The following is a 23,589-nucleotide window of genomic DNA, read 5'->3' on the forward strand; positions in this document are numbered from 1 at the left end:
TCCAGAAAGCCCGCAGCGTCCGGAAAAGGCGCCGGACCGGGCCGTGCAGACCCGGACGCGCCTGATCGCGGACCTCGCCGGCCTGATCCGCCCGTCCCACGCGGCCAAGGCGATCCTTCTCGTGCCCGTGGCGCTCATCGGCGCCCCCTCCTACAGCCTGACCGAGGTGGTCGGCATCATCTCGGCCACGGTGGCGTTCATGCTCGCCTCCGCCGCCGTCTACATCGGCAACGACATCGTGGACCGGCACCGCGACCGCCACCATCCCGTCAAGCGCAACCGCCCCATCGCGGCCGGCCGCGTGGGGGTGGTGACCGCGGGCGCCTGCTGCGCCGTCCTGCTGGCGCTGCTCGCGGCCATCGTCGCCCGGACGCCGGCGTCGTACTGGCCGTTGCTGGTGTACCTCGCGCTCAACATCGCCTACAGCCGCTTCCTCAAGCACATTCCGCTGGTCGACGTGGGCACGGTGGCGGCCGGCTTCGTCCTCCGCGTCGTGCAGGGGTATGAGGTGACCGGCGGCCGGGTGCCCGCCTGGCTGCTGATCACGGTGTTCTCGATGTCCCTGCTGCTGCTCCTCGGCAAGCGTCGCAGGGAACTGCTGGAGACCGGGGCCGTCCACCGGCCGGCGCTCCGCGGCTACTCGATGGAGCTGACCAACTGGCTGCTGCAGATCGCCGCCGTGCTCGCCCTGGTCTCGGGCCTGATGTACCTGCGTGACGAAGGGCCGTTCGGCCCTCAGCACGGCCAGACGGCGATGATGCTGTCCACTCCGTTCGCGCTCTTCGCCCTCTTCCGGTACCTGCAGATCCAGCTGGTGGAGAACGAGGGCGACGACCCGGTCCGCATCCTGCTGCGCGACCGCGGCATGGTCGCGAACTCCATGTTGTGGGCCGCCACCCTGGGTGTGACGCTCGTGCTCGTCCACCACCCGTCCCTGGCGGCCGGTGTCACGTTGTGAGAACGATACGGAAGGAAGGCGATGGACGTCCGCTTACTGGGACCGGTCGAGGTGACCTTCGGTGACCGCTACGTTCCCCTGGGACCACCCCAGCGACGCGCGGTGCTGGCCGCCCTGGCGATCGACGCCGACCGCCCGGTGTCACTGCGCACGCTGCTCGAGCGTGTCTGGGACGATCCGCCGGACCGGGCGACCGACTCGCTGTACGCCCACATCGCCCGCCTGCGGCAGGCGCTGACCGTGACGGGGATCTGCATAGAGCGCCGTGGCGGCGGTTACGTGCTGGAGGTCGATCCCGAGCGGGTGGACGCCTACCGGTTCCGCCGGCTGGCCAAGCAGGCGGAGGCCCGCGCCTGCGACGACTCCGCCCGTACCCGGCTGCTCTCCGAGGCGATGGAGCTGTGGCGCGGCGCGCCGCTCACCGGCATCCCGGGGGGCTGGGCCGCCCGCATGCGGTACAGCATCGAGCAGCAGTTCGTCGGCGCCGTCGTCACCTGGGCCCAGGCGCAGATGCGCCTGGGCCGCCCCGACACGGTGGTCACCGAGCTCACCCCGCTGGTGCCCCGCCACCCGCTCGCCGAGCCGCTGGCGAGCGTGCTGATGCGCGGCCTGTGCGCGCTCGGCCGCACCGCGGAGGCGGTGGCCCTCTACGCCCACCTGCGCGGTTACCTCGCCGACCACCTCGGCATCGAGCCGGGGCCGGAGCTGCGTGCGCTGCATCTCAGGATCCTGGACGGCAACAGGGAGCCGCTGCGGCGGGCCGGCGCGCGTGAGCTGCTGTACGCCCAGGTCACCGGTTCAGCGAGATGACCAGCCGCTGCCCGCTGTGGTCCGACAGGCCGTTCGAGCGGACCAGCCGGTAATCGTGGACGGTGATCTCAGGAGTGGTGAACGCCCAGTCGATCCGCCACCAGGGCCACCGGTCGTCCCAGGTGGCCGGGTAGAGCGACCCGAGCGCCGGGGTGGCGTCGGCCATCCGCCCCGGCAACAGGCGCAGGATGCCCATCGCCGGCGAGGCGTTGAAGTCGCCGGCGAGGACGGCCGGCAGCGGGTTCGCCTGGATGTCGGCCGCGAGCGCGCGGAGGTTGGCCTTGCGCGCCTCGTGCTCCGTCCGGGTGAGGCGGCGCGGGTCGAGGCCGGTCGAGGAGGGGTCGACGGGCGAGTTGATGTGGGCGTTGTAGAACGAGAACGTGCTGCTCCCGACGCGCACGTCCGTGCGGAGCGTCTTCACGGTGTAGAAGCCGGGCCAGTCGGAGCCGGGCGGCACGGGCGTGTCCGAGCCGTCCTCCGCCCACGGGCGCAGGTCGAGGCCGCGCTCCAGGACGATGGGAAAGCGCGACAGCGTCACCATCTCGCTCGCCGTGGCGATGTGATAGCCGGGGAACTCCCGGCGCAGCCTGTCCAGGTCGTTCACGCGGATCGGCCGGGAGGCGGCGCTGAAGTAGACGTACTCCTGCAGCAGGAGCACGTCGGCGTCCTGGGCCCGCAGGTAGCGGTAGAAGTCGGCGACGTCCCGCGGCGGTGTGCCGGTGGGCGGGGGCATCGGCTGCCCGCCCTCCGCCCGCTGGTCCCAGTACCAGGTGTTCCAGGAGAACACCTTGATCGCGTCCGGCGGGGCCGGGGCGGCGCGGTGCCACAGCGCGGCGAGGTTGAGCCCGCTCGCGCCCCCGCCCAGCGTCAGTGACACCAGCGCCACCACGACGGCCGTCCCGCGCCTGCGGCGCGCCGCCAGTGCCGCCGCGAGCAGCAGGACGGGCACGGCCGCGAACGCCAGCGGGGGCACGAGCTCGGGGAGCTGCCACCACCACACCCGGCCGGACAGGGCGCGGTGCAGCCCCACGAACACCAGCCAGGCGACCGCCGCCCACATCACCAGCGGGATCCTCCGGCGGGCCCGGGAGGCGCCCCGGGAACCGGCGGGACGCGCCGCCGTCTGCGGCGGCCGCGCCGGCCCGAAGAGCGCCCGCAGGGGAGCCGTCACGTGGCGGCCTCCCCCGCGGCTGAGGGGCGCATGGTGAGGTCGGCGTCGTAGAGCCGGCGGAACCTCGCCGAGCACAGCCACCGCGCGACCCCGGCCGCCACCCCCGCCGCGATGGTGACGTTCACCAGGAAGTGCACCGCGCCGAAATAGAGCAGGAAGAGCGGGCCGCGCCTGCGCAGCACGAAGCGGTACATGCCGAGGTCGGCCAGGAGCGACACGGCCAGGGCGAGGGCCGGCAGCGCGGCGCCGGCTGGGCCGAGGAGCACCGCCACCGGGAGCGCGGCCACCGCCGCGAGGGCGGCGAGGCTGCCGCCGGCCCGGTTGGAGGTCTCGAACCCGCGGGCGAAGCGCCGCCGCCGCGCGTACAGCGGCACCCGGGCGCCGCCGCGCCGGTACAGCTTGCGCAGCAGCTTGAAGAGCTTGTCGTCGTGGTCGTGCCGCGAGCGCACCGCGGTCGTGAGCACCATCCCGTACCGCTGGGTGAGGCGGTGGCCGTAGTCGACCTCCTCGGTCTCGCGCAGCCGCGTGTTGAACGGCCCGATGTCGTCGAACACGCGGCGCGGCATCGCCATCATCGCCGGGAACAGGAACGAGATGGGCCCCTCGGAGCTGGCCGTCCAGTAGTGGTACTGCAGCGCGCGGTACTCCTCGACGAGGCTGTCGCGGATCAGCGGCTCGGGGTCGTGGATGCTGCACACCGCTCCGAGCCCCGGATCGGCGTCGAGCATGGCCACCGCCACCTCGACGGCGTCGGGGTAGGGGGCCACGTCGGAGTCCACGAACACCAGGATCTCACCTCGCGCGTGCGCGACCCCGAGATTCCGCGCGCCGGCCACCCCCATGTTCTGTCCGGTGTGGACGACCCGCACGCCGAGCCGCCGCGCGACCTCGACCGAATCGTCGGTGCTGCCGTCGTCCACGACGATCAGTTCGATCGGCCGGTAGGTCTGCTCCTGCATCGCGCGCAGGCACAGGTCCAGCGAGGCGGCGTAGTTGTAGTTGGGCACGATCGCCGACACCAGGGGCGCTTGCTCGCTCATCGCTCACGCCTCCAGGGCCGGGATGTCGTACGTGTGCCTGAACCGGCTGGACAGCAGGCACTGGGCGGCGCCGGCGAACACCGCCACCGCGACGGTGACGTTCACCAGGAAGTGGATCGCGGTGAAGTAGAGGGTGAACCAGATGCCGGCATAACGCCGGACGAAGCGGTACATGCCGAGGTCCGCCGCGATCGAGCCGGCCAGCAGCGCGACCGGCGCGACCAGCCAGGCGAGGCCGAGCACCACCGGCAGCGGCGCGGTGAGGACGGCGAACAGGGCGGCGAGCGAGCCCCAGCCGCGGCTGCTGTTGGTCGGGCCGCCGTTGAAGTCCGGCCGGCGCAGGTACAGCGGGATGTGCAGGCGCGCGCGGTGGAAGAACTTCGACAGCACCACGCCGAGCCGGTCGTCGTGGTCGTGCCTGCCCCTGATCCGGTTGTCCAGCACGATGCGGTACCGCTGCGTGACGCGGTGGCCGTACTCGGCGTTCTCGCTGTGCCGCAGCGCCGGGTTGAGCGGGCCCACCTCGCGGAAGACCTCCGCCCGCATGGCGAACAGCGCGGAGTAGATCGTGGTGATGTCGCCCTCGTCACCGGAGATCCAGTAGTGCAGCTGGAGGCTGCGGTACCGCTCCACGAGGCTGTCGGGGATCAGCGGCTCCGGGTCGTAGGTCCCGCACACCACCCCGAGGGTGGGGTCCGAGGTGAGCAGGTCCACCGCGTACTCGACCACGTCCTCGGCCAGCGCCAGGTCCGAGTCGAGGAAGAACAGCACCTCGCCGCGCGCGTGCTCGACGCCCAGGTTGCGCGCCGCCGGGGCGCCGATGTTGGTGTCGGTGACCACGACCCGCACCCCGTGCCGGTGGGCGATCTCCACCGAGTCGTCGGTGCTGCGGTCGTCGACGACGATCACCTCGATGTGCGGGTACGTCTGCCGCTCCAGCGCGCTCAGGCACAGGCCGAGCGTGCGGGCGTAGTTGTAGTTCGGCACGATGACCGAGACCAGTGGCCGTGCCTGCGTCGTCATCGGAGTCCCCCTTGCCGCATCGGGTCAGTCCTGGGCCGTGAAGATCGGGGCGGGACTCTCCAGGCGGGAGAGCACGAAACGGCGCAGGACGCCCATCGCTCCGCCGAGGGCGCCGGTGAAGGTGACGGCGAGGTGGACGCCGGAGAAGTAGACGCCGAACGGCACGCCCCGCTGGGCGTAGGCGAAGCGGTGGGTCTCGGCGTCCAGGGCTATGGCGGCGGCGACGAGCGCCGCCGGGACGAGTGCGCCGCGGCGGCCCGCCACCATGGGCAGGGCGAGCGCCGGGACCGCGGCGAGCAGCAGGACGCCGCCGATCGCGCGGGGCACGGAGTCTCCTGGCGTCTCTCCCTTGCGCCAGTCCATCGCGCTGATCCGCGCGCGGCGGTACACCTTGCGCAGGATCGTCCGCAGGGTGGCGTCGTGGTCCTTGCGGCCGCGTATCGCGTCGCTCAGCTTCACGCCGTAGGAGCGCGTCACGCGGATGCGGTAGTCGGAGGAGACGGTCTCGCGCAGCCGCGGATCGAAGGGGCCGACCTCGGCGAACACCTTGGCCGGGACGGCGAGCACGGCCGCGTGCAGCTCCAGGGTCGGCCGGTGGGCCGGCATCCACCACCGGTGCATCTGCACGGCGCGATACTGGGCGGCCAGGCTCTGGGACATCAGCGACTCGGGCCGCAGGATGCCGCCCAGGGCGCCGATCTCCGGGTTGGACCCCAGGATCCGCACCGCGTTCTCCACGGCGTCCGGGTCGAGGGCGATGTCGGCGTCGAGAAAGAAGAGGATCTCCCCTGTGGCGTGCTCGGCGCCGAGGTTGCGTGCGGGGGTCGGGCCGCCGTTGACCCGGGTGCGCACCACCTTGGCGCCCTTCGACGCGGCCACCAGCGCCGCGTCCTCGGTGCCGCAGTCATCCACCACGATGACCTCGATGTGCGGATAGGTCTGCTCTTTCACCGCATCCAGGCAGAGTCGTAACACGTCGGACCGGTTGTAGCTGGGGATGATGACCGAGACTAGCGGGTGCTCCGGACTCATGATGTGCTCCATCAGCTAGAGCTCGTTTTCCGAATGTTCGGTTCACGCTAGACACGGCGGCTTGTCCCATTCTTGTCGCGCCCTTCTGGCGACGGTCGCTGACAAGGATGCGACAAGGACTCCTGAGTACGTTCGATGCCGGCACACCCACCGAGGATGGTGTTGATGAGCGATCGGGACGCAGCGATCGAGGAACAGCTCACCACCGCGCCGCCCCAGCCCGAGACGGACTGGGCGACGCGCGTCCGGCGTTTCGTCCGCCCGCGGCGGCGCTGGTGCTGGGGCACCAAGCTGGTCGTGACCGCCTCGGTGGCGTGGCTGCTCTTCGTGCTCTGCCACCTGCTGGCGAGCGGGCGCACCTCCCTGTGGGCGCCGCTCGAGCTGATCCCGCCGCTGCTGTTCCTGGTGGTCCCCGCGCTGCTGATGGCCGTGGCGCCGCTGGCCCGACCGGTCCGCTGGCGGATCATGTCACTGCTGCTGGTCACCGCGGTGCTGGGCGCCGGGCGGAGTGGGGTCAACTACGCCACCCTCTGGTACACGCCGCCCCCGGCACCCTCTGGAGCCATCACCGTGGCCGCCTGGAACACCGAGTTCTGGGACCAGGACTGGCGCACCGCCGAGGGCGACCGGTATTCGCCCGGGTTCTACGCCTACCTGCACAAGCTGAACGCCGACGTCTACCTGCTGATGGAGTACCTGTACGTGGACACCCGGGCGGGTGACATGCGCTCGCAGCGCTGGACGGCCGACCTGGCGATGCGCATCGACAAGCTGGCGGAGCTGCGCCGCGAGTTCCCCGGCTACCACATCGCGGTGTCCGGCGAGCAGATCACGCTCTCGCGCTTCCCGATCGTCGCGCACCGCGGCCTGGACATGCGCCCGTGGCTGCCGGCCGACCAGAAGCCCATCCCCGAGGCGCTGCGGGACTGGCAGGAGGGCTACACGGTCGAGACGCTGCGCACCGACATCGACGTGAACGGCAAGGTCGTCTCCTTCTACGACGCGCAGATCTCCCAGCCCCCGCTCGAATGGCGGCTGTACAGCGCCGAGTCCCGCGACATCAACTTCAGCCGGACCCTCCGGCGGGAGGCGAGTTACCGGGCCATCAGCGCGGACATCGCGGCCAACCCGAATCCCGCGGTGCTCGCCGGCGACTTCAACACCTCCCCGGCGATGGGCATCCGCCGCCTGCTCCCCGAGCGGCTGGTGGACCGGACGCCCGCGCTCTCGTCCCTCTATCCGGCGACCTACCTGGCCGGGACCGCCGAGCTGTGGCGGATCGACTGGCTGTACACCACCCCCGACGTGACGGTGCACAGGTACGAGCTGCCCGGCTCCGAGGGGTTGTCCGACCATCGGGCCCAGCGCATGGTCATGTCGGTGTCCTGACCGGCGCGGGCCAGACCTGATCGACGAAGGGAACCGACATGCCTGACGAGATCGCCTGGCGTGGTGATGTCGCGGTCATCGTGCCGAACTACAACAAGAGGAAGACCCTGCGGGCCTGCCTGGAGTCGGTGTACGCGCAGACCTACCGCCCGGCCGAGGTCATCGTCGTCGACGACGTCAGCACCGACGGCTCGCTCGAGATAGCGCGGGAGTTCCCCTGCACGATCGTCGAGTCGCCGCGCAACCAGGGGCCGGCGGGGGCCCGCAACCTCGGGGTGGCGAGCAGTTCGGCTCCGCTGCTCTTCTTCGTCGACTCCGACACGGCGCTCGCGCCGGATGCGATCCACAACGCGGTCAAGGCGTACCGGGAGACGCCGGAGTGCGGCATGGTGCAGGGCATCTACGACGCCGAGCCGCTGTACGACGACGGCCCGGTCGAACGCTACCGGGTGCTGTGCGAGCACTACGAGCGCAGCCAGACCACGGCGACGTTCCTGTCGTGCACCCTGATCCCGCGCCACGTCTTCGAGGAGACGGGACGGCTGGACGAGCGGCTGCGCGACGGCGAGGACTTCGAGTTCGGCACGCGCGTCCCGGCCCGCTACCGGCTGGTGGTGACCACCTCCGTGGTCACCAGGGCCGACGACGAGGACCGGTTCTGGGGGTGTCTGGCGGAGCGGTTCGTCCGGTCCACCACGCTGCCGGTGATCATGGTCAGGGCGCGGCGGCTGCGCGATGAGGGCAAGGTGGGCTTCCAGCTCAACATGATCGGGACAGGGCAGCACAAACGTCGCAAACCACCAAGGGTCTCCTCCGCTTCGGCGACGGCCACCTTCCTCACCCTGCCGCTCGCGCTCGTCAGCCCCTGGCTGCTGGCCGTGCCGGCGGCGACGCTCGGGGTGTTCCTCGGGATGAACCGCCGGTTCATCGGGTTCGCCCGCCGGTATCGAGGCGTCCGTTTCGCGCTGTGGGTGAGCTGGATGCAGCTCTGCTTCCACACGGCCTTCTTCCTCGGCGCCTGCGTGGGGCTGCTGCGTGTCGCCTACGAGCTGGGCCGCCGGCAGGGCGAACCGGTCAGGCCCGGCCTGTCCCCCGTGCCGTCGGCCGGGACGCGCGAGTGAGAGCGATCAAGCTTCCCCGGCTGCCGCCCCCGCTGAAGCGGGCGCTGGTCGCCGCGTTCGCCCTCGCCGTCGTGGGCGCGATCGCGCTGACGCTCTCCCGGCTGGACTGGGGCGTGGTCGCGGTCCTGTTCACCCGGCGCGACGCCGGGCAGATCAGCCTCCTGCTGGGCGGCGCGCTGCTGGCGAGCATGGCGGGACTGGCGTTCGGCTTCCTCGCCTGGCGCGTCGTGCTGCTGGAGACCGGTCCCCCTGTCAGCGAGCCGCGGGTGGTACGGATCTTCTTCGTCGGCTTCCTCTCCAAGTACCTGCCAGGACGGGTGCCCGGCATGTTCGCCGTCACGAAGGTGGCCACGGCCAACGGCGTCACCTTCGGCAGGCTGATCAGCGTGGCGGCGCTCGTCATGAGCCTGGTGCTGCTGAGCGGGTTCACGGTCGGGCTGCTCGCGGGCGTGCAGATGCTGGGGGCCCGGGCGGTCTGGCTGGCCGGGGCCGCCGTGCTGGTCCTGCTCGTCCTGGTGCGCCCGCAGATCGTCAACCAGGGCTCCGGGCTGCTGCTGCGGCTGCTGCGCCGCCCTGCGGCGGCCAAGGCCGCGTCGGTCCGGGGAGTACGGCTCGCGGTCGCCTGGCAGAGCCTGTCGTGGGTGGTCACCGGACTGCACCTGTGGCCCCTGGCCATCGCGATGGGGGCGTCCCCGTCACGCTCCCTGGCGCTGTGCGTCGGCGCGTTCACGCTCGCCACGACGATCGGCATCGCGAGCGTGTTCATCCCCGACGGCATCGGCGTCCGCGAGGCGGTGCTGACGGCCGCGCTGACCGTGGTGCTGCCCGCCCCGGCCGCCGCGGCGGTGGCCCTGGCCAGCCGCCTGATCTCCACCATCAGCGAGGTCCTGCTCGGCGCGGCCGCCCTCGCGACCGCCGAGTACCTCATCCGCCGCGGACGGACGGCCTTGGGCGAGCAGCAGTGAGGTGGCGGGCTCATGCCTCCTGGCGGCGGAACAGGCTCAGGTGCCGTTCCGCCCACAGCTCCTCGTCCAGGTGGCGGTCCCGCCATTCCGCCGGCGGGTCCGCCAGCCAGTCGTGACCGAAGATCGCGTACGGACGGTCCGCGCGCACGCCCTCCACCTCGTCATGGCCCAGATACTCCATCAACGGCCGCCACGACCCCCCGTCCGGGACGACCACGTACGAGGCCGCCAGCCCCGGTTCGTGCAGCCAGCCGCGCATCATCCGCGCCTGGAACACGTCCGTGACGGGAGACGGCATGGCCTCGACGTCCGGGCGGACCAGATGCCGCGCGACCGCGACGTGCGCCCCTGGGGGCACCGCCACGCGCCGGCTCACGTCCTGCCAGATCTCCGCCACGACCGGGTCGGCCTCCAGCGCCGCAGGCTCCGGCGTGCGCAGGGTCAGCCAGCTCATGAACGCGCGCAGGCGGTTGCTCTCGCGGCACCGGAGCAGGGAGAACGCTCCCGGCTGGCGGCCCAGCCAGAACCGTACGGACGCCGCCGCCGGCTCGCCGTGGCTCTCGCGCGCCATGGTCACGAGCTCGTCGTGGCCGGCGGGGGTCACCATGGAGGACCGCAGGTCCTCCTCGCCCGCCCGCGAGACGTACCGGGGCATGACCCCGCCGCGCCGGCGCAGATGGCCGAGCGTCCGCACGGCCGCCACGCTCGCGTGCGGGTCGCGGGCCTCGCGCAGGAGCACGTCCATGACGTAATGGCGGATCCGCCGGTGCATCCGCTCGTAGCCGACGGGGTCCCGCCACCGCAGGTGGTGGTCGAGGGCTTCGCGCAGCACGCCGTTGACGTCCAGGCCGTGGGCGGCGGTCTCGACATACGGTTGCGCCCGGAGCCAGTCGAACAGCTCCGCGGCCCGGCCGTCCGGCAGCACGGCGTGGAGGAGGTCCTCGGTGGTGTGGCGGGCGTGCGCGCACACGTGCAGCGCCCACCGGTGCAGGTCCGTCGGCACGCTGCCGGCCAGGCGGGCGAGCACGTTGTCGACGACGTCGCGTACGGCGTCACGGCGCGACGGCTGTCCCGTGGCCGACATGCTCCTGCCGACCTCCGCGGCGAGCGACAGGGCGAAGGGGTTGCCGGCCGCGAAGTCCACGATGGACCTCCGGAGGGCGGGGTCGACGCCGCGGGCTTCGACCAGCGCGGCGGACTCCGCGGCGGTGAGGGCGTCGAGGCGCCTGATCACGATCGCCCCGGACCAGACCGGGTCGGTGAGCCAGGCGGCACTCGGCCCGGTCCGGCCCGCCACCACGGTGATCGCGCCGCCGGGCAGCTGCCGCAGATACTCCTCGCGCAGCCACCGTTCGAGCTCTCCCAGCTCCTCGAAGGAGTCGATGAGGAGCACCGGGCCGGGCACGCCGGAGAGCTCCTCCGCGAATCGCTCGAGGCGTTCGCGCGCCTCCGCGGGCGCCGAGCCGTGGAGGTGCCATACCCGCCGGCCCGCGGCAGCGGCGTCGTCGGCGAGCCTGCGCAGCAGCGTCGACTTGCCGATGCCGGCGGGTCCGCGGACGAAGAGGAGCTCCGGGCGTTCGCCACGGCCCTTCTTCAGCAGGTCCTGGAAGGCGGCGCGTTCGGCGTCCCTGCCGACGAACTGCCGGTCGGGAGGGCGTGTACGCGAGTGAGCGGCGGGGCGCTCGGCCCATGGGGCAGGGGCGAACTCGCCGTCGAGATCCGCGTCGGCCCGCAGGATCCTGTCGTGGATCTCCTGCAGCCGCGGCCCGGGGCTGACGCCCAGCTCCTTGCCCAGCAGGTCGTAGGCCGTCCGGTAGACCTCGAGCGCCTCCGCCCGCCTGCCGCTGCGGTAGAGGGCGAGGAGGTAGATCTCGTACAACGGCTCCTCGAGCCGGTGCAGCTCGATGAGCAGCGGGACCTCGGCCACCACCTCGGCGTGCTCCCCCAGCTCCAGGCGGAGCCGCAGCAACTCCTGGGTGGCGATCAGCTTCAGTCGTTCCAGCCGGAACCGCTCGCGTTCGGCGGCCTCGCCCGGGACCCCTGCCAGCGCCGTGCCCGTCCAGAGGGCGAGCGCCTGCTCCAGCAGCTTGGCGGCCGCCGGGATGTGCCCGCCCGCGCGCTCCTGCCTGGCGGCCTCCACCATCTCGGCGAACTCGGTAGCGTCCAGCTCGAACAGCGACGGGTCGAGCATGTAGCCCCCGGCCTGGGAGGTGATCGCCGAGCCCGGTCCGTGTTCGGACAGCAGCCGCCGGATGCGGGAGATGTAGGTCCGGATGACGGCTCCGCCGCTGGCCGGCGCGTGCTCGCCCCACAGGCCGTCGACCAGCTCGTCCATCCGCACGTAACTGCCGCTGTTGGCCAGCAGCAGCATGAGGACGGCCTGCTGCTGCGGCGTGCCGAGATCCAGCCGGGTGTCACCGCACGTGAGGCCCGGCGGTCCAAGGACGGTGAACCTGCACGGAGCCGAGACCACGCCGGAACGGTAATTTCGCCCGCGTCGCCTTCGCGAGCGTCACGTGACGCTGTCTGTGTACGTCACCCAGGGGTCGGGCGCGGCTGACGGAGAAATTACCGATTTCTGACGAGCCGGGCCATGCGTCATCAGGCTCGACGCGGCGTCAGTAGGGTCTGTCAGTGCGTCGTTGACGGCCGCGCTACGCGGGAGGGGGGAGCCTCGATGGCTGGGCTGAGCTTTGGCTTACTGGGTCCGACAAGGGTCTGGAGCCGCGGGAAGGAGCTGGGGACCGGCTCTCCGCAGCAGCGTGGGGTGCTGGCCGTGCTGCTGCTGAGCGAGGGGCGTCAGGTCCCGCTCGACGAGATCGTGGCCGCGCTGTGGGGTAGCGAGGCGCCGCGCAGCGCCGTCGTGAGCACCCGCACCTACGTCTCCCGCCTGCGCCGGATACTGGCCGACGGCGCCGCGCCGGGCGTCGGGGCCGGGATCAGGTCGGCGGGCGGCGGCTACCAGCTGGTCGTGGCCCCTGAGGCAGTCGATGTGACGGTGTTCCGGCAGGCCACTGCCGCCGCCCGGGCGGCCCGCGAGCGAGGAGAGCTCGCGGAGGCCTCCCGGCTGCTGCGCGGCGCGCTGGCGCTGTGGCGTGGACCTGCGCTCGACGGATTGGGCGGAGCCTTCTTCGCGGGCCGCCGCGCCTGGCTCGAGCAGCTGCGCGCGTCGGCCGTGGAGGAGCGCTGGGCGCTCGACATCGAACAGGGCGACTGTGGCGAGGCGAGCGCCGAACTGGCGCTCGCGACGGCGGCGGAGCCCTATCGCGAGCGGTTGTGGGAGCTGCTGATGTGGGCCCTCGACATCGACGGCCGCCGCGAGGAGGCCCTGTCGGCCTACCGGCGGATCACCCGGCTGCTGGACGACGATCTGGGCCTGGAGCCCGGTCCCGGCCTGCGCCGGATGTACGCCCGGATCAGGACGACGGCCGGCGCCGCACCCGGGCCGTTGATTCCTGGCTGATACCTGGCCGATGTGTGGCGGATGCCCGCGGAGTGCATCCTTGTAACGCTTTGTCGCTGTACGCCAGCTTTTTTGGGGGGCAATGTCGGCTTCGGTGACCGTACTCCTCGTCGAGGACGACGAGGTGATCCGCAGGTCGGTCGGGATGGTGCTGGAGCGCTACGGCTATCACGTGAGCACCGCCGGCGACGGCCTGACCGGTCTCGAACTGTTCCGGGAGCAGCGGCACGACGTGCTCCTGCTGGACGTGATGCTGCCGGGGCTGGACGGCATCGGGCTGTGCCGGCAGGTCAGGGAGTGGAGCCTGGTGCCGATCCTGATGATGTCCGCACGTGGCGACGCCCTGGACGTGGTGTCGGGGCTGGAGGCGGGGGCCGACGACTACGTCGTCAAGCCGGTCGACACCTCCGTGCTGGTGGCCAGGATCCGTTCCCTGCTGCGCCGCGCCTCCTTCGCCCCGAGCCCCGGCCAGGCCCCGGGGCCGGGGCCGGGGCCGGCCGACGGCGGCGCCGGCGACCTGGTCTTCGGGGACCTGACCGTCGATCCCCAGGGCCTGGTGGTGCGCCGCGCCGGTGAGCCGGTCGCGCTCGCTCCCACCGAGCTGCGCCTGCTGCTGGAGTTCGCGGCGAATCCGGGGATCGTGCTGGACCGGCAGACACTGCTGCGCAACGTCTGGGATTACGGCTGGGACGGGGACAGCCGCGTCGTCGACCTGTGTGTGCAGCGGCTGCGCAAGAAGATCGGCGCCGACCGGATCGAGACGGTGCGCGGCTTCGGTTACAAGCTGCGGCGCTGAAGTGGGACAGGCCATCGCCGGGGCGGCACGTGGGCCGCTCAACTGGAGATCGCTGCGCTGGAAGATCGCCGCGCTCGTGGCCCTGGCGTGCTGCGCGGTCGCGCTGGCCGTCGGGGTGCTGGTCCACCAGCGCACCTTCGACAGTTCCATGAGCCTGGGCAGGGATCGGGCTTTCAGCGCGCTGCTGGCCGTGGTGGACGGCTACCGGCGTACGGGTGCCGCACCGGCCGACGCGCCGCAGTCCGCCGGGGCCCCGCCCGCGCTGCTCCAGCGGGCCAGGAGCACAGGCCGGTTCAGCACCTGGTACGACGACCGCCGTCCGGACATTCCCTGGATGTGGGCGGCCCAGCTGATCGACGGCCAGGTGCTGGCTGTGCGGGTCGACATGGGCTCGGAGATCCGCGGCCTGCGGGCCCTGGACCGGAACATCGTGAAGGCGTCGCTGGCCGTGCTCGCGGTCGTCGTCCCTCTGGCCGCGCTGGCCGCCGAGGCGCCCAACCGGCGGCTGAGGCGGGTGGCCCGCACCGCGCGGCGGATCGCGGACGGCGATCTGGAGGCCAGGAGCATGATGGGCGGCCGAGGCGGCGACGAGATCACCGAGATCTCGGCCACCATCGACTCGATGGCCGACAGCCTGCGAGACCGGCTGCTCAGCGAGCAGCGCTTCACCGCCGACGTGGCCCACGAGTTGCGCACCCCGCTGATGGGACTGGTCGTCTCGGCGGAGCTGCTGCCGCCGGGCGAAGCCACCGACCTCGTACGTGACCGGGTGCGGGTGCTGCGGGCGCTGGTGGAGGACCTGCTGGAGATATCCCGGCTGGACGCGGGCGCGGAGCGGGCCGACCGCCGTCCGGTCCCGCTGGGCCGGGTCGTCGAGGAGTCCGTGGCCCGGACGAAGCTACAGGTCCGGCTGACGGTGACCGGTGAGCCGGTCGTCGACACCGATCCGCGCCGCCTCGACCGGATCATCACGAACCTGGTCACCAACGCCCACCGCCACGGGCGCGCTCCGGTCGAGGTCACCGTGGACGGCACGACGGTCGTCGTACGCGACCACGGCTCCGGATTCCCGGACGGGCTGCTGGCAGAGGGACCGCAACGGTTCCGCACGGGTGGGGCCGAGCGCGGCCACGGCCATGGCCTGGGCCTGGCCATCGCCGCCGGGCAGGCAGGGGTGATCGGTGCCGATCTCGCCTTCGCCAACGCCCCGGACGGCGGCGCGATGGCCACGCTCCGCCTGCGGAGCGACGCCGACGCGTGGTGGCCGGAGCGCTGATACACAACTGATGCGCGGCCGAGCGGCCGGGGATACGCCACCGCGACCGGGTGAAGGCCTGAACCGCGCATCGTGGCTGATGTGCGCCGCTGCGGCGTACCGACCTCTCGGGACGGGAGCACCCGCCCCCGCCCGATCACCGCCACGAAGGAGAGCCATGCCCCGCACACTCCACGTTCCTCGTACTGGCGTCGCGCTCGCGGCCTTCGCCTGCCTCGCGGGCCTGCTGGCCGGTTGCGGCAGCGCGGCCGCATCGAGCGGCGCCGTGAAGAACCCGCCGGCCTCCGCCGACCCGGCCGGCCAGAAGTACACCGAGTGGGAGCTCAAGTTCCGGTCGTGCCTGAGCGACAAGGGCTTCGAGCTGCCGAAGGAGCCCGGCAAGATCGACTTCGGTGACCGGCAGGACGCGTACGAGGTGGCGGAGGACGCCTGCCTCAAGCAGATCGGCAAGCCGCCGGCGGCCTCCGACGGCCGGCCCGCCAAGCCCGGCGCGGAGGAGCGGAAGCTCAAGCAGCTCCAGTGCCTCCGCGACCACGGATACCGGGTCAAGGACCCCGGCGCCGGTCAGGCGCCCCAGATCGAGGTGCCCGAAGGCGTCTCGGAGGACGGTCTGACGACGTGCCTCAGCCGATGACGCGCAAGTAAGCGGCCCTGACCACGCCGCTATGTCAGGGTCTTGAGCATCCGCGCGAGCTCGGCCCGGGAGCTCACCCCCAGCTTGGGGAAGATCCGGTGCAGGTGGGTGCCGACGGTGCGGTGGGAGAGGTAGAGCCGCTGCCCGATCTCCCGGTTCGTCAGCCCCTCGGCCGCCAGCTGCGCGATGTTCAGCTCGTGCGGTGTGAGCTTCTCCCGCGCGTCCGCGCCCCGGTTCGGGCTCGACTCGCCGGCGCCGCGCAGCTCCTGCCGGGCGCGTTCGCCCCACGCGGCCATGCCGAGCGCGTCGAAGGTCTCCCTGGCCGTACGCAGGTGCGTCCGGGATTCGACGGCCCGGCGCTGCCGCCGCAGCCATTCGCCGAACGCCAGATGGAGGCGTCCGCGTTCGGCGGGCCACCCGGTCAGGTCGGCGCGCAGCGCGGCCGTGAACCGCTCCTCCGCCTCCTCGTTCGGGGCGAGCACGGCGCGCGCGTAACGCAACCCGATGTGCAGCGCCGGTGACGGCGTGGACGAGGCCGCCGGCTCCAGGTCGCGCACGATGTCCCGCATGGCGTCGGTCCGCCCGGCCCGCACGGCGGCCTCGGTGAGCTCCGCGAGGCAGTACGCGCGCAGGGCCAGCTGGTAGGCGGGGTCCGCGGGGTCGAGCATCCGGCTCAGGGCGGCGAACGCGTCGTCGAAGCGCCCCTCGCTCAGGGCCGCGAGCCCGCGCGCGAGCTGGACGGTGGCCAGGACGGGCCGGGCCCCGGCGGGCAGCGCCACCCGTTCGGCCTCGTCGGCGAGCGCCCGGGCCGGCCCGTGGTCGCCTCTCAGCGCGGCGATCTCCGCCTGGGCGGCCGTGGCCAGCCCGTACATGAACGGCTGGCCGCTCTCCCGGGCGAACGCGGCGGCCTCCGCCGCGACCGGCACGGCCGTGGCCAGGTCGCCGAGCCGGGCCCGGCTCCACGCCTGAACGGCCAGCGCGCGGGGCAGCAGCCCGAGCCGGCCCTGGGCACGCAGGCCGGGCGCGGCCGCCGCCGAGAAGCGGGCGGCCAGGTCGAACGCGCCGACCTGCAGCGCCGCGCTGCCCAGGTAGCGATCGACCTCCGGGTTCGCGCCGGCGGCTCCGGCCAGCCTGCGCAGCTCGTCGATCACGGTGTGGCCCCGCTCGAACGGCGCGACGTACGCGGCGATCGCGACCATGCGCGGATCGCCGGCGGGAACGGGCAGCCGGTCGGCCACGTCCAGCAGCGAGCGGCGGGCGGCGGGGCCCGGTTCGGACCAGAAGCAGCGCATGGCGGCGCCCAGCAGAATCCGGACAGCCGGCTCCACCTGCCCGTCGGCGGCCACCGACGCGGCCAGCTCGGCCAGCTCCGGCACGCGGGAGACATCCTCGCGCACCCCGTCCTCGAAGCCGCTGAGCAACCAGGCGGCGGTGGCACGCCGGCGCGGCGAGAGTTCGAGAGCCTGCGCGTCGCGTACCAGGCGCTCGGCCGTGTCGCGGCTGCCGGATTCGACCGCGAGCTCGGCCGCTCGCAGCAGCCTCAGCGCCTTCCTGTCCTGCCCTTCGCTCAGCCGGGCCGCCTGCTCCAGCGCCGCGATCGCGGCGGCGACCCCGCCCCGGTGCCGGGCCCGGTCGGCCGCGCGGTCCAGCTCGGCCGCCACCGCCTCGTCGGCTCCCGACGTCGCGGCGGCCTGGTGCCACGCCCGCCGGTCCGGGTGCTCGTACAGCGTCTTCGCGAGGGCCAGGTGGGCCTGCCGGCGCTCGGCGATCGTCGACGCGGCCGGGATGGCCGATCGCATCAGGGGATGGCGGAAGCGCACCGTGCCGATGGCCAGCTCGATCAGCCGGGCCTCGACGGCCGGTGCGAGGGTCTCCAGCTCGGCCGCCGAACCCAGGATCAGGCCCGTGGCCGCGAGCGTCTCCGAGACAGAATCGCTCTGGTTGAGCGCCGCGACCAGCAGGGCGGTGCGAGCGGGCGCCGGCAGGGCGACGGCCCGGGCGGTGAACGCGCGCTCAAGACGCTCGGTCAGCGGCAGCACAGGACCTGGTCCACCGGGGTCTCCCATGGCCGCCGACAGTTCGGTCAGCGCCAGCGGGTTCCCCGCGGCCTCCTCCAGCAGCCGCGCCCGGACCTCTGGGGTGAGGCCGGGCGCGCTCGAGTCCAGGAGCTCGGCGGCGACCTCGTCGGAGAGCCGGTCGACGGGCATCGGGGACAGTCCGGCGGCCTGCAGGGGCGAGCGCTCGCCCTCCCGGAGCGTCGCGATCATGCCGATGGGCTCGGACTCGATCCGGCGCGCCACGAAGGCGAGGACGTCGGCGCTGGCGCGGTCGAGCCAGTGCACGTCCTCGGCGACGACCAGCAGCGGCCGGGCGGCGGCCGCCTCGGCCAGCAGGCTCAGCGTGGCCAGGCCGACGAGGTACGCGCTGGGTCCGGTGGTGTCGGCGAGACCCAGGGCGCCGCGCAGGGCGTCACGCTGCGGGGCCGGCAGCGCGTCAACTCCGGCCCGGACCGGGTACAGCAGTTGGTGCAACCCGGCGTAGGCGAGGTTCTGCTCGGCCTCCACGCCGGTGGTCATCAGCACGTGCAGGCCCGCGGCCGACGCCGCGGAGACGGCCTCCGCCACGAGCGCGGACTTGCCGATGCCGGCCTCCCCGTGGATGAGAACGCCGCTGCGGTCGGCCGGTCCGTCGATGAGCCCGGCCAGGACCTTCAGCTCGGCTTCCCGCCCGAACAGCGGCATGGTGTGGCGCTCCTGCCCGTCGGTGTCCTCGGCTGTCCACGCTGCCCCGTGCTGAGCAGCACTGCCCTGGCATGTCCATGTATACGCGTCGTCAACCGTTCGCATGCAGGCGGCGCCTAGGGTCGCATCGGAGCGGCCTGCCTGAGGCCGGGCCTGCCCCGGCCGCACCGTACATGAAGGAGACCCATGACCACTGCCCTGAAGGAGTGAGGCAAGCGTGGAGTCGCTCGTCTCGACGATGGTGGGCCGGGATGGCGTCCGGGAGGAGCTGTCCGCGTTCGTGTCGGCCGCCGAGGGGCAGGCCCTCATCCTCAGGGGCGAGACCGGGGTCGGCAAGAGCGCCCTGCTCGACCACGTGGCCGGCCTCGCGGCCCCGGAGAACCACCGGGTGATCCGCGCCGCCGGGGTCGAGGCGGAGGCGGAGCTGCCCTTCGCCGGCCTGCACCAGCTGCTGTACCCGCTGCTGGCCCAGGCGTCCGGGCTCGACGAGGGCCACCGTGCCGTCTTCGACGTGGTCTTCGGGCTGCGCGCGGGCAAGGCGCCGTCGGTCATGTCGCTGGGCATCGCCGTACTCGACCTGCTGTCCTCGGCGGCGGCGGTGCGACCGCTGCTCCTGCTGCTCGACGACGGCCAGTGGATGGACACCTCCAGCGCCGAGGTGTGCGGGTTCGTGGGGCGCCGGCTCACCGGCAGCTCCGTGAAGCTGCTCATCGCCGTACGGTCCGACGTCGCCTCGCGGTTCGACACGGCCGCGCTGCCCGAGCTGCCCGTGGCGGCACTGCCGGAGGAGGCCGCCGGGCAGCTGCTGGACCTGCGGCACCCAGGGCTCGACCCGCAGACCCGCCGCATCGTCCTGGAGCACGCCATGGGCAACCCGCTGGCGCTGCTGGAGCTGCCCGCCTACCTGAACGGCGGCCACACCGGCCGTACGGCCGAAGAGCTCCTCGGGTTCGGCAACATCCCGCTGTCGCGCCGTCTGCAGCACGTCTACGGCATCCGCATCGAACGCCTGCCCGGTCCCGTACGCGAGGAACTGCTGCGCGGCGCCCTCGACGGCGTAGGGGCAGGGCCGGGCGGCAACCGCGCCTCCAGCGCCCGCTACCGCATGCGCGAGGCCGACGAAGCGGTCGCGGCGGGCCTCCTGGACACCGACTCCGCCACCGGCGACCTCGTCTTCCGGCACCCGCTGATCCGCGCCACCGTCGTTCAGCTGGCCACCCCGAACCAGCGCCGCGCGGCACACGCCGAGCTCGCGCGGGTGCACCGCAACGACGTCGAGCGGCGCGCCCGCCACCTGGCGGCCTCGATCGTGGACCCCGACGAGGAGGTGGCGGCCGCCCTGGAGGCGGCGGCCGACTCGGCGACCCGGCGCGGCGGCGCGGTGGCGGCCGTGGCCTGGCTGACCCGCGCGGCGGAGCTGAGCGAGACCGCCGCCGACCGCTCCAGGCGGCTCGGCGACGCCGCCTTCATCGCCGGCCATGCCGCGCTCCTCGACCACGCGCAGCAACTCCTCCGCTCGGACCTGCCGCCGGGCGCGAGCGAGTCCCCCGCCACGGTCGTCACCTCCGCCTACGTGGCCCTGTACGAGGACGGCGACGTACGCTCCGCGCATCGCCAGGTCGCGGCGGCGATCGAGAGCCTGCGGGAGGACGGCGGGCCCGAGCCCGCCGAGGCGCTCGACCGGCTGGTGAACGTGCTGCTGGCCATCAGCCAGTACGCCGGCGACGCCGCACTGTGGGAGCGCACCGGGCAGCTCATGGACTCTCTGGGGCAGCGGATCGACACCCGCTCGGCGATCTACCGCGACGCGTGGAGCGACGTCGTGCGTCACGGCGCGGGCGTGCACGAGCGCGTCGAGCACGCCTTCGCCGGCGTCTCGGAGCTGGACCCGTGGGACGTCTCACGCCTGGCCGTCGCCGCCTACCACGTCGACACGCTGAGCCGGTACCGCCCCTACCTGCAGCGGGCCGTCGACCGCGAGGTGGAGACCGGCGCCGTGGCCACCGGCATGACCATGCTGCTCCTGATCATGCTCGACCAGCTGGCCGCCGGCGAGTGGGACGACGCCGAACGGACGGGACAGCGCGCGCTGGAGCTGACCACGTCCCACGGGAACGCGCTGTTCGCCTACCACACCCGCGCCTACCTGGGGCTCCTGGCGGCCATGCGCGGCCAGGCCGAACGGGCCCGGGAACTGCAGGCCGTCCTGGACGCGTGGGCCCGCCCGCGCGGCATGGGCTTCCTGACCCAGATCGCCGACGCCATCGGCACGGCGGCGGCCCTCAGCGAGGGCGACTACGAAGCCGCCTACCTGTACGCCATCGGCATCACGCCGCCGGGATCGTTCGAGCGCTGCGCCCATCAGGCCGCGCGCACGCTGCTCGACCTGGTCGAGGCCGCCATCCGCACCGGGCGCCTGGAGCAGGCCCGCCGCCACGCCCAGGCCGCCTCCGACGCCGGCCTTTCCGGCGTCTCCCCCCGGCTGGCCCTCATCACGTACGGCGCCCTGGCGATGACGGCCGACGACGACAAGGCGGCCGAGGACATGTACGCCCTGGCCGAGGCCCACCCTGCCGCGGACGGCTTCCCGTTCGAGCTGGCGCGCATCCGCCTGGCCCACGGCGTCCGGCTCAGGCACACCCAGGGGCCCAAGGCCGCACGGCCCGTCCTGGCCCGCGCCGCCGAGTCCTTCGCCCGGCTCGGCGCCACCGGCTGGGCCGAACGCGCCCAGGCCGAGCTGCGCGCCTCGGGGGCGCCCGCACGGGCCTCGCTGTCGTACCTGACCGCGCTGACCTGGCAGGAACGCCGCATCGCCGAGCTGGCCGCGAGCGGGCTGACGAACAAGGAGATCGGCGAGCGCATGCACCTGTCACCGCGCACCGTCAGCTCCCACCTCTACCGCGTCTTCCCGAAACTGGGCGTCACCTCGCGTGCCGCGCTGCGCGACGCGCTGGGGAGGGCCGGCGGCCAATGATCACCTCGGTCGCCGGCTCCTGTTCCCACCGGCCTGCCGGATTGCCGGAGAGCAGGGCCTGCCGCAGCCGCTCGACGACGGCGGCCGGGGGACCATAAGGCCCCTCGAAGTCCGAGCGTTCTGTTCAAGACCGCGGAGCACCGCGCGATCGAGACTGCGTACATGTCTCAACGAACCTTCACCCCGGCCCTGGGCCGCCTGGGACTCACCCGCCTGTACGACCCGGTGGTCGCCCTGACGCGCGAGCGGCTGTGGCGCAGCCTGGTGGCCATGTACGTGGCGCCGCGTCCCGACGACACGGTCGTGGACGTCGGCTGCGGCACCGGCTCACTGGCGGTGCTGCTCCACCGCCTCGAACCGCGGGCACGGATCATCGGCATCGACCCCGACCCGGAAACACTGGCGCTGGCGCGGCGTAAGGTCGGCGCCGGCGGAGGCGACGCGACGGCCCCGCAGTGGCTGCTCGGCATGGGCGACGCGCTGACCGGGCTCCTGGCGCCGGGCTCGGCCGACACGGCGGTGTCGAGCCTCGTCCTCCACCAGTGCCCGCTCCCGATGAAGCGGTCGATCCTCGCCTCGATGCACGACGTACTGCGGCCGGGCGGCAAGCTCGTGATCGCCGATTACGGCCTGCAGCGGAGCACGCTGATGCGGCTGGCGTTCCGTACCGTGCAACTGGCCGACGGGGTGCGCGACACTCAGCCCAACGCGGACGGCGTGCTGCCCAGGCTGATGAGCGAGGCCGGGTTCGGCGGCGTACGCGAGGCAGAGGTCGTGCCCACGGCGACCGGCTCAATCTCCGTCTACGTCGCTTCGCGAGGCTGACGAGCGCAACATCGGCAGTACGGTCGCCGGCGTGAGCCCCATCATCTCGCGCAACTGCCGGTTGAAATGCGCCTGATCGGCGAAGCCGCCCGCGACCGCCGCCTCGGCGATCGACTGCCCCTCGATCAGCGCCAGGGCCGCGCGCGTCAGGCGCTGCCAGATGCGCCACCGCGCGAGCGGCATACCGAGCTGCCGCCTGGCCAGCGCACGCAGGCGCTGCGGGGACAGCCCGGCCTGCGCGGCCGCCTCGGTGACCTGGATGTCCCGGCGGGCCAGCGCCTCCATGGCCGCCATCAGCCGCGGGTCGGGCGTGCGTGACGGCTCTGGCGCACCGGCGAACCGGATGTCCTCGTCGCGGAGCCCGTACAGATCGGCGGCCGCGGTGATCCCGGCGCCACAGCGTTCACGCAGCCCGGCCGCGAACGAACACTGCGGTTCGATGAACCATGTACGCAGGTACGGAGCGGCAGACATGCGATGGCGCACCATGGGAGGGACGATCAGCGCCACGCCGCGACGAACCGCTCCCGACTCATCCGTCACGACCACTTCGCCCTCCACGGCGACGGTCACCTGGAAGGCGGCGTGACGGTGCTGAACGTTGTCCGTGGAGGGCCCCCAGTACGACGCGTACCCGTCACCGATGACGAAGCGCTTTACCACCGTTGCCTGAGACCCGCCCGCCATCACCGCGCGCCGGCCGCCTGGGCCTCCTTCTTGCGCGCCCGGTACGCCGCCGCCTTGATCTTGTTGCCGCACGACTCCATGCCGCACCACTCCCGGCGCCCGCCCCGCGACCGGTCGATGAAGATCTTGGTGCACTCGGGATTGGCGCACTCCTTCATCAGCGGCACCTCGGGCCCGCTGAGCAGCTCGACGGCGTGCCGGGCCACGGTGGAGAGCGCCTGCGCCGGGGTCGCCTCGACCCACCGGCCCTCGGCCGTGAGCTGGGGCGCCGCCGGGGGCTTGCGCGCGGTCTCGTTGACCAGGGCGAGCGCGTCACCGTCGTATCCGTCACCGGCGAGCCGGGCGGTGACCAGCACGTAGATGGCCTCGCGTACCGCCACCGCCTGGGCCAGATCCGCCTCCTGGCAGGGGGAGACGGCATCGACGAGGCCGGACTCCACGTACCAGGCGTCAAGCCGGTCGGGGGCGTCGAGCGTCTCGAAGCGGTCCGTGCGGCGCGCACGGAGCGTGCAGGCGAGGTCGAGCGCGGGATTGCCGCACAGAAACACGTGCTTCACGTCACCAGTTTGGCAGGTGACTGAGGATCGATGCAAACGTCCGACACCGACCGTCACCTGTTGAACCGGTTACGTATGCAAACCTGACGGAAGTCTTACAGACCCCCGTCGTCGCGCGCTGCCGGGA

The 23,589-nt window shown here is 72.8% G+C and carries 19 protein-coding genes; 11 read left to right on the plus strand and 8 right to left on the minus strand.

From position 1 onward, the window contains the following. Positions 1 to 43: 43 nt before the first annotated feature. On the plus strand, positions 44 to 958 hold the full coding sequence (locus AB0H84_RS29955; protein ID WP_357611309.1) for a UbiA prenyltransferase family protein: 915 nt from the start codon (positions 44 to 46) through the stop codon (positions 956 to 958). 21 nt (positions 959 to 979) lie between these two features. Continuing rightward, positions 980 to 1,768: a BTAD domain-containing putative transcriptional regulator gene (locus AB0H84_RS29960; protein ID WP_357611312.1), complete on the plus strand. Its 789-nt coding sequence runs from the start codon at positions 980 to 982 to the stop codon at positions 1,766 to 1,768. Here the strand turns inward: AB0H84_RS29960 and AB0H84_RS29965 are convergent. From AB0H84_RS29965 to AB0H84_RS29980, 4 genes are read right to left on the minus strand one after another with little or no spacing between them, the layout of a single operon-like run. Then, positions 1,749 to 2,939, minus strand: coding sequence for an endonuclease/exonuclease/phosphatase family protein (locus AB0H84_RS29965; protein WP_357611315.1), 1,191 nt, complete (start codon positions 2,937 to 2,939; stop codon positions 1,749 to 1,751). The two genes, AB0H84_RS29960 and AB0H84_RS29965, sit on opposite strands and share 20 nt — an antisense overlap. Further along, positions 2,936 to 3,979: a glycosyltransferase family 2 protein gene (locus AB0H84_RS29970; RefSeq protein WP_357611318.1), complete on the minus strand. Its 1,044-nt coding sequence runs from the start codon at positions 3,977 to 3,979 to the stop codon at positions 2,936 to 2,938. The genes AB0H84_RS29965 and AB0H84_RS29970 overlap by 4 nt, the downstream gene beginning before the upstream one ends. 3 nt (positions 3,980 to 3,982) lie before the next feature. Continuing rightward, positions 3,983 to 5,002, minus strand: coding sequence for a glycosyltransferase family 2 protein (locus AB0H84_RS29975; RefSeq protein WP_357611321.1), 1,020 nt, complete (start codon positions 5,000 to 5,002; stop codon positions 3,983 to 3,985). 24 nt (positions 5,003 to 5,026) lie between these two features. After that, positions 5,027 to 6,034, minus strand: a complete 1,008-nt coding sequence (locus AB0H84_RS29980; protein WP_357611323.1) for a glycosyltransferase — start codon at positions 6,032 to 6,034, stop codon at positions 5,027 to 5,029. A gap of 165 nt (positions 6,035 to 6,199) precedes the next feature. Between AB0H84_RS29980 and AB0H84_RS29985 the strand changes: the two genes are divergently transcribed. Genes AB0H84_RS29985 through AB0H84_RS29995 form a run of 3 tightly spaced genes read left to right on the plus strand, consistent with a single transcriptional unit; the run spans position 6,200 to position 9,509 of the window. Beyond that, entirely contained in the window at positions 6,200 to 7,423 is a 1,224-nt protein-coding gene (locus AB0H84_RS29985; protein ID WP_357611326.1) for an endonuclease/exonuclease/phosphatase family protein, read from the plus strand. Positions 7,424 to 7,461: 38 nt separating this feature from the next. Further along, positions 7,462 to 8,544 (plus strand): glycosyltransferase family A protein, encoded by a 1,083-nt coding sequence (locus AB0H84_RS29990; RefSeq protein ID WP_357611328.1) that lies wholly within the window; start codon positions 7,462 to 7,464, stop codon positions 8,542 to 8,544. Then, entirely contained in the window at positions 8,541 to 9,509 is a 969-nt protein-coding gene (locus AB0H84_RS29995) for a lysylphosphatidylglycerol synthase domain-containing protein (RefSeq protein ID WP_357611331.1), read from the plus strand. The genes AB0H84_RS29990 and AB0H84_RS29995 overlap by 4 nt, the downstream gene beginning before the upstream one ends. Positions 9,510 to 9,519: 10 nt before the next feature. Here the strand turns inward: AB0H84_RS29995 and AB0H84_RS30000 are convergent, their stop codons facing one another. Further along, entirely contained in the window at positions 9,520 to 11,982 is a 2,463-nt protein-coding gene (locus AB0H84_RS30000) for a BTAD domain-containing putative transcriptional regulator (protein WP_357611334.1), read from the minus strand. 294 nt (positions 11,983 to 12,276) lie between these two features. Between AB0H84_RS30000 and AB0H84_RS30005 the strand changes: the two genes are divergently transcribed. The 4 genes from AB0H84_RS30005 to AB0H84_RS30020 all read left to right on the plus strand — a co-directional run bounded on the left by AB0H84_RS30005 (position 12,277) and on the right by AB0H84_RS30020 (position 15,678). Next, positions 12,277 to 12,972, plus strand: a complete 696-nt coding sequence (locus AB0H84_RS30005) for a BTAD domain-containing putative transcriptional regulator (RefSeq protein WP_357611337.1) — start codon at positions 12,277 to 12,279, stop codon at positions 12,970 to 12,972. An 82-nt stretch (positions 12,973 to 13,054) separates the two neighbouring features. Then, positions 13,055 to 13,768 carry a two-component system response regulator CseB gene (gene cseB, locus AB0H84_RS30010; protein WP_357611340.1) on the plus strand — a complete coding sequence of 238 codons (714 nt, stop codon included), beginning with the start codon at positions 13,055 to 13,057 and terminating at the stop codon, positions 13,766 to 13,768. Between the two features lies 1 nt (position 13,769). Next, complete coding sequence (locus tag AB0H84_RS30015; protein ID WP_357611343.1) at positions 13,770 to 15,044, plus strand: HAMP domain-containing sensor histidine kinase; 1,275 nt, start codon at positions 13,770 to 13,772, stop codon at positions 15,042 to 15,044. 157 nt (positions 15,045 to 15,201) lie between these two features. Then, positions 15,202 to 15,678, plus strand: a complete 477-nt coding sequence (locus AB0H84_RS30020) for a hypothetical protein (protein WP_357611345.1) — start codon at positions 15,202 to 15,204, stop codon at positions 15,676 to 15,678. Between the two features lie 29 nt (positions 15,679 to 15,707). Here the strand turns inward: AB0H84_RS30020 and AB0H84_RS30025 are convergent, their stop codons facing one another. After that, entirely contained in the window at positions 15,708 to 18,419 is a 2,712-nt protein-coding gene (locus AB0H84_RS30025) for an AAA family ATPase (protein ID WP_357611347.1), read from the minus strand. 217 nt (positions 18,420 to 18,636) lie between these two features. On the opposite strand from AB0H84_RS30025, the gene AB0H84_RS30030 reads away from it, so the two are divergent. Both AB0H84_RS30030 and AB0H84_RS30035 read left to right on the plus strand, forming a co-directional pair. Further along, a complete protein-coding gene (locus tag AB0H84_RS30030; RefSeq protein ID WP_357611350.1) occupies positions 18,637 to 21,393 on the plus strand; it encodes a LuxR C-terminal-related transcriptional regulator in 2,757 nt (918 codons plus the stop codon). Between the two features lie 162 nt (positions 21,394 to 21,555). Beyond that, entirely contained in the window at positions 21,556 to 22,218 is a 663-nt protein-coding gene (locus tag AB0H84_RS30035) for a class I SAM-dependent methyltransferase (RefSeq protein WP_357611353.1), read from the plus strand. Here the strand turns inward: AB0H84_RS30035 and AB0H84_RS30040 are convergent. Then, positions 22,186 to 22,977 carry a helix-turn-helix transcriptional regulator gene (locus AB0H84_RS30040; protein WP_357611355.1) on the minus strand — a complete coding sequence of 264 codons (792 nt, stop codon included), beginning with the start codon at positions 22,975 to 22,977 and terminating at the stop codon, positions 22,186 to 22,188. The two genes, AB0H84_RS30035 and AB0H84_RS30040, sit on opposite strands and share 33 nt — an antisense overlap. Next, positions 22,905 to 23,462, minus strand: coding sequence for a CGNR zinc finger domain-containing protein (locus AB0H84_RS30045; RefSeq protein ID WP_357611358.1), 558 nt, complete (start codon positions 23,460 to 23,462; stop codon positions 22,905 to 22,907). The genes AB0H84_RS30040 and AB0H84_RS30045 overlap by 73 nt, the downstream gene beginning before the upstream one ends. Positions 23,463 to 23,589 lie beyond the last annotated feature (127 nt).

Origin of the sequence: Nonomuraea sp. NPDC050786, from assembly GCF_040654115.1 — a bacterium.
Classification (GTDB): domain Bacteria; phylum Actinomycetota; class Actinomycetes; order Streptosporangiales; family Streptosporangiaceae; genus Nonomuraea.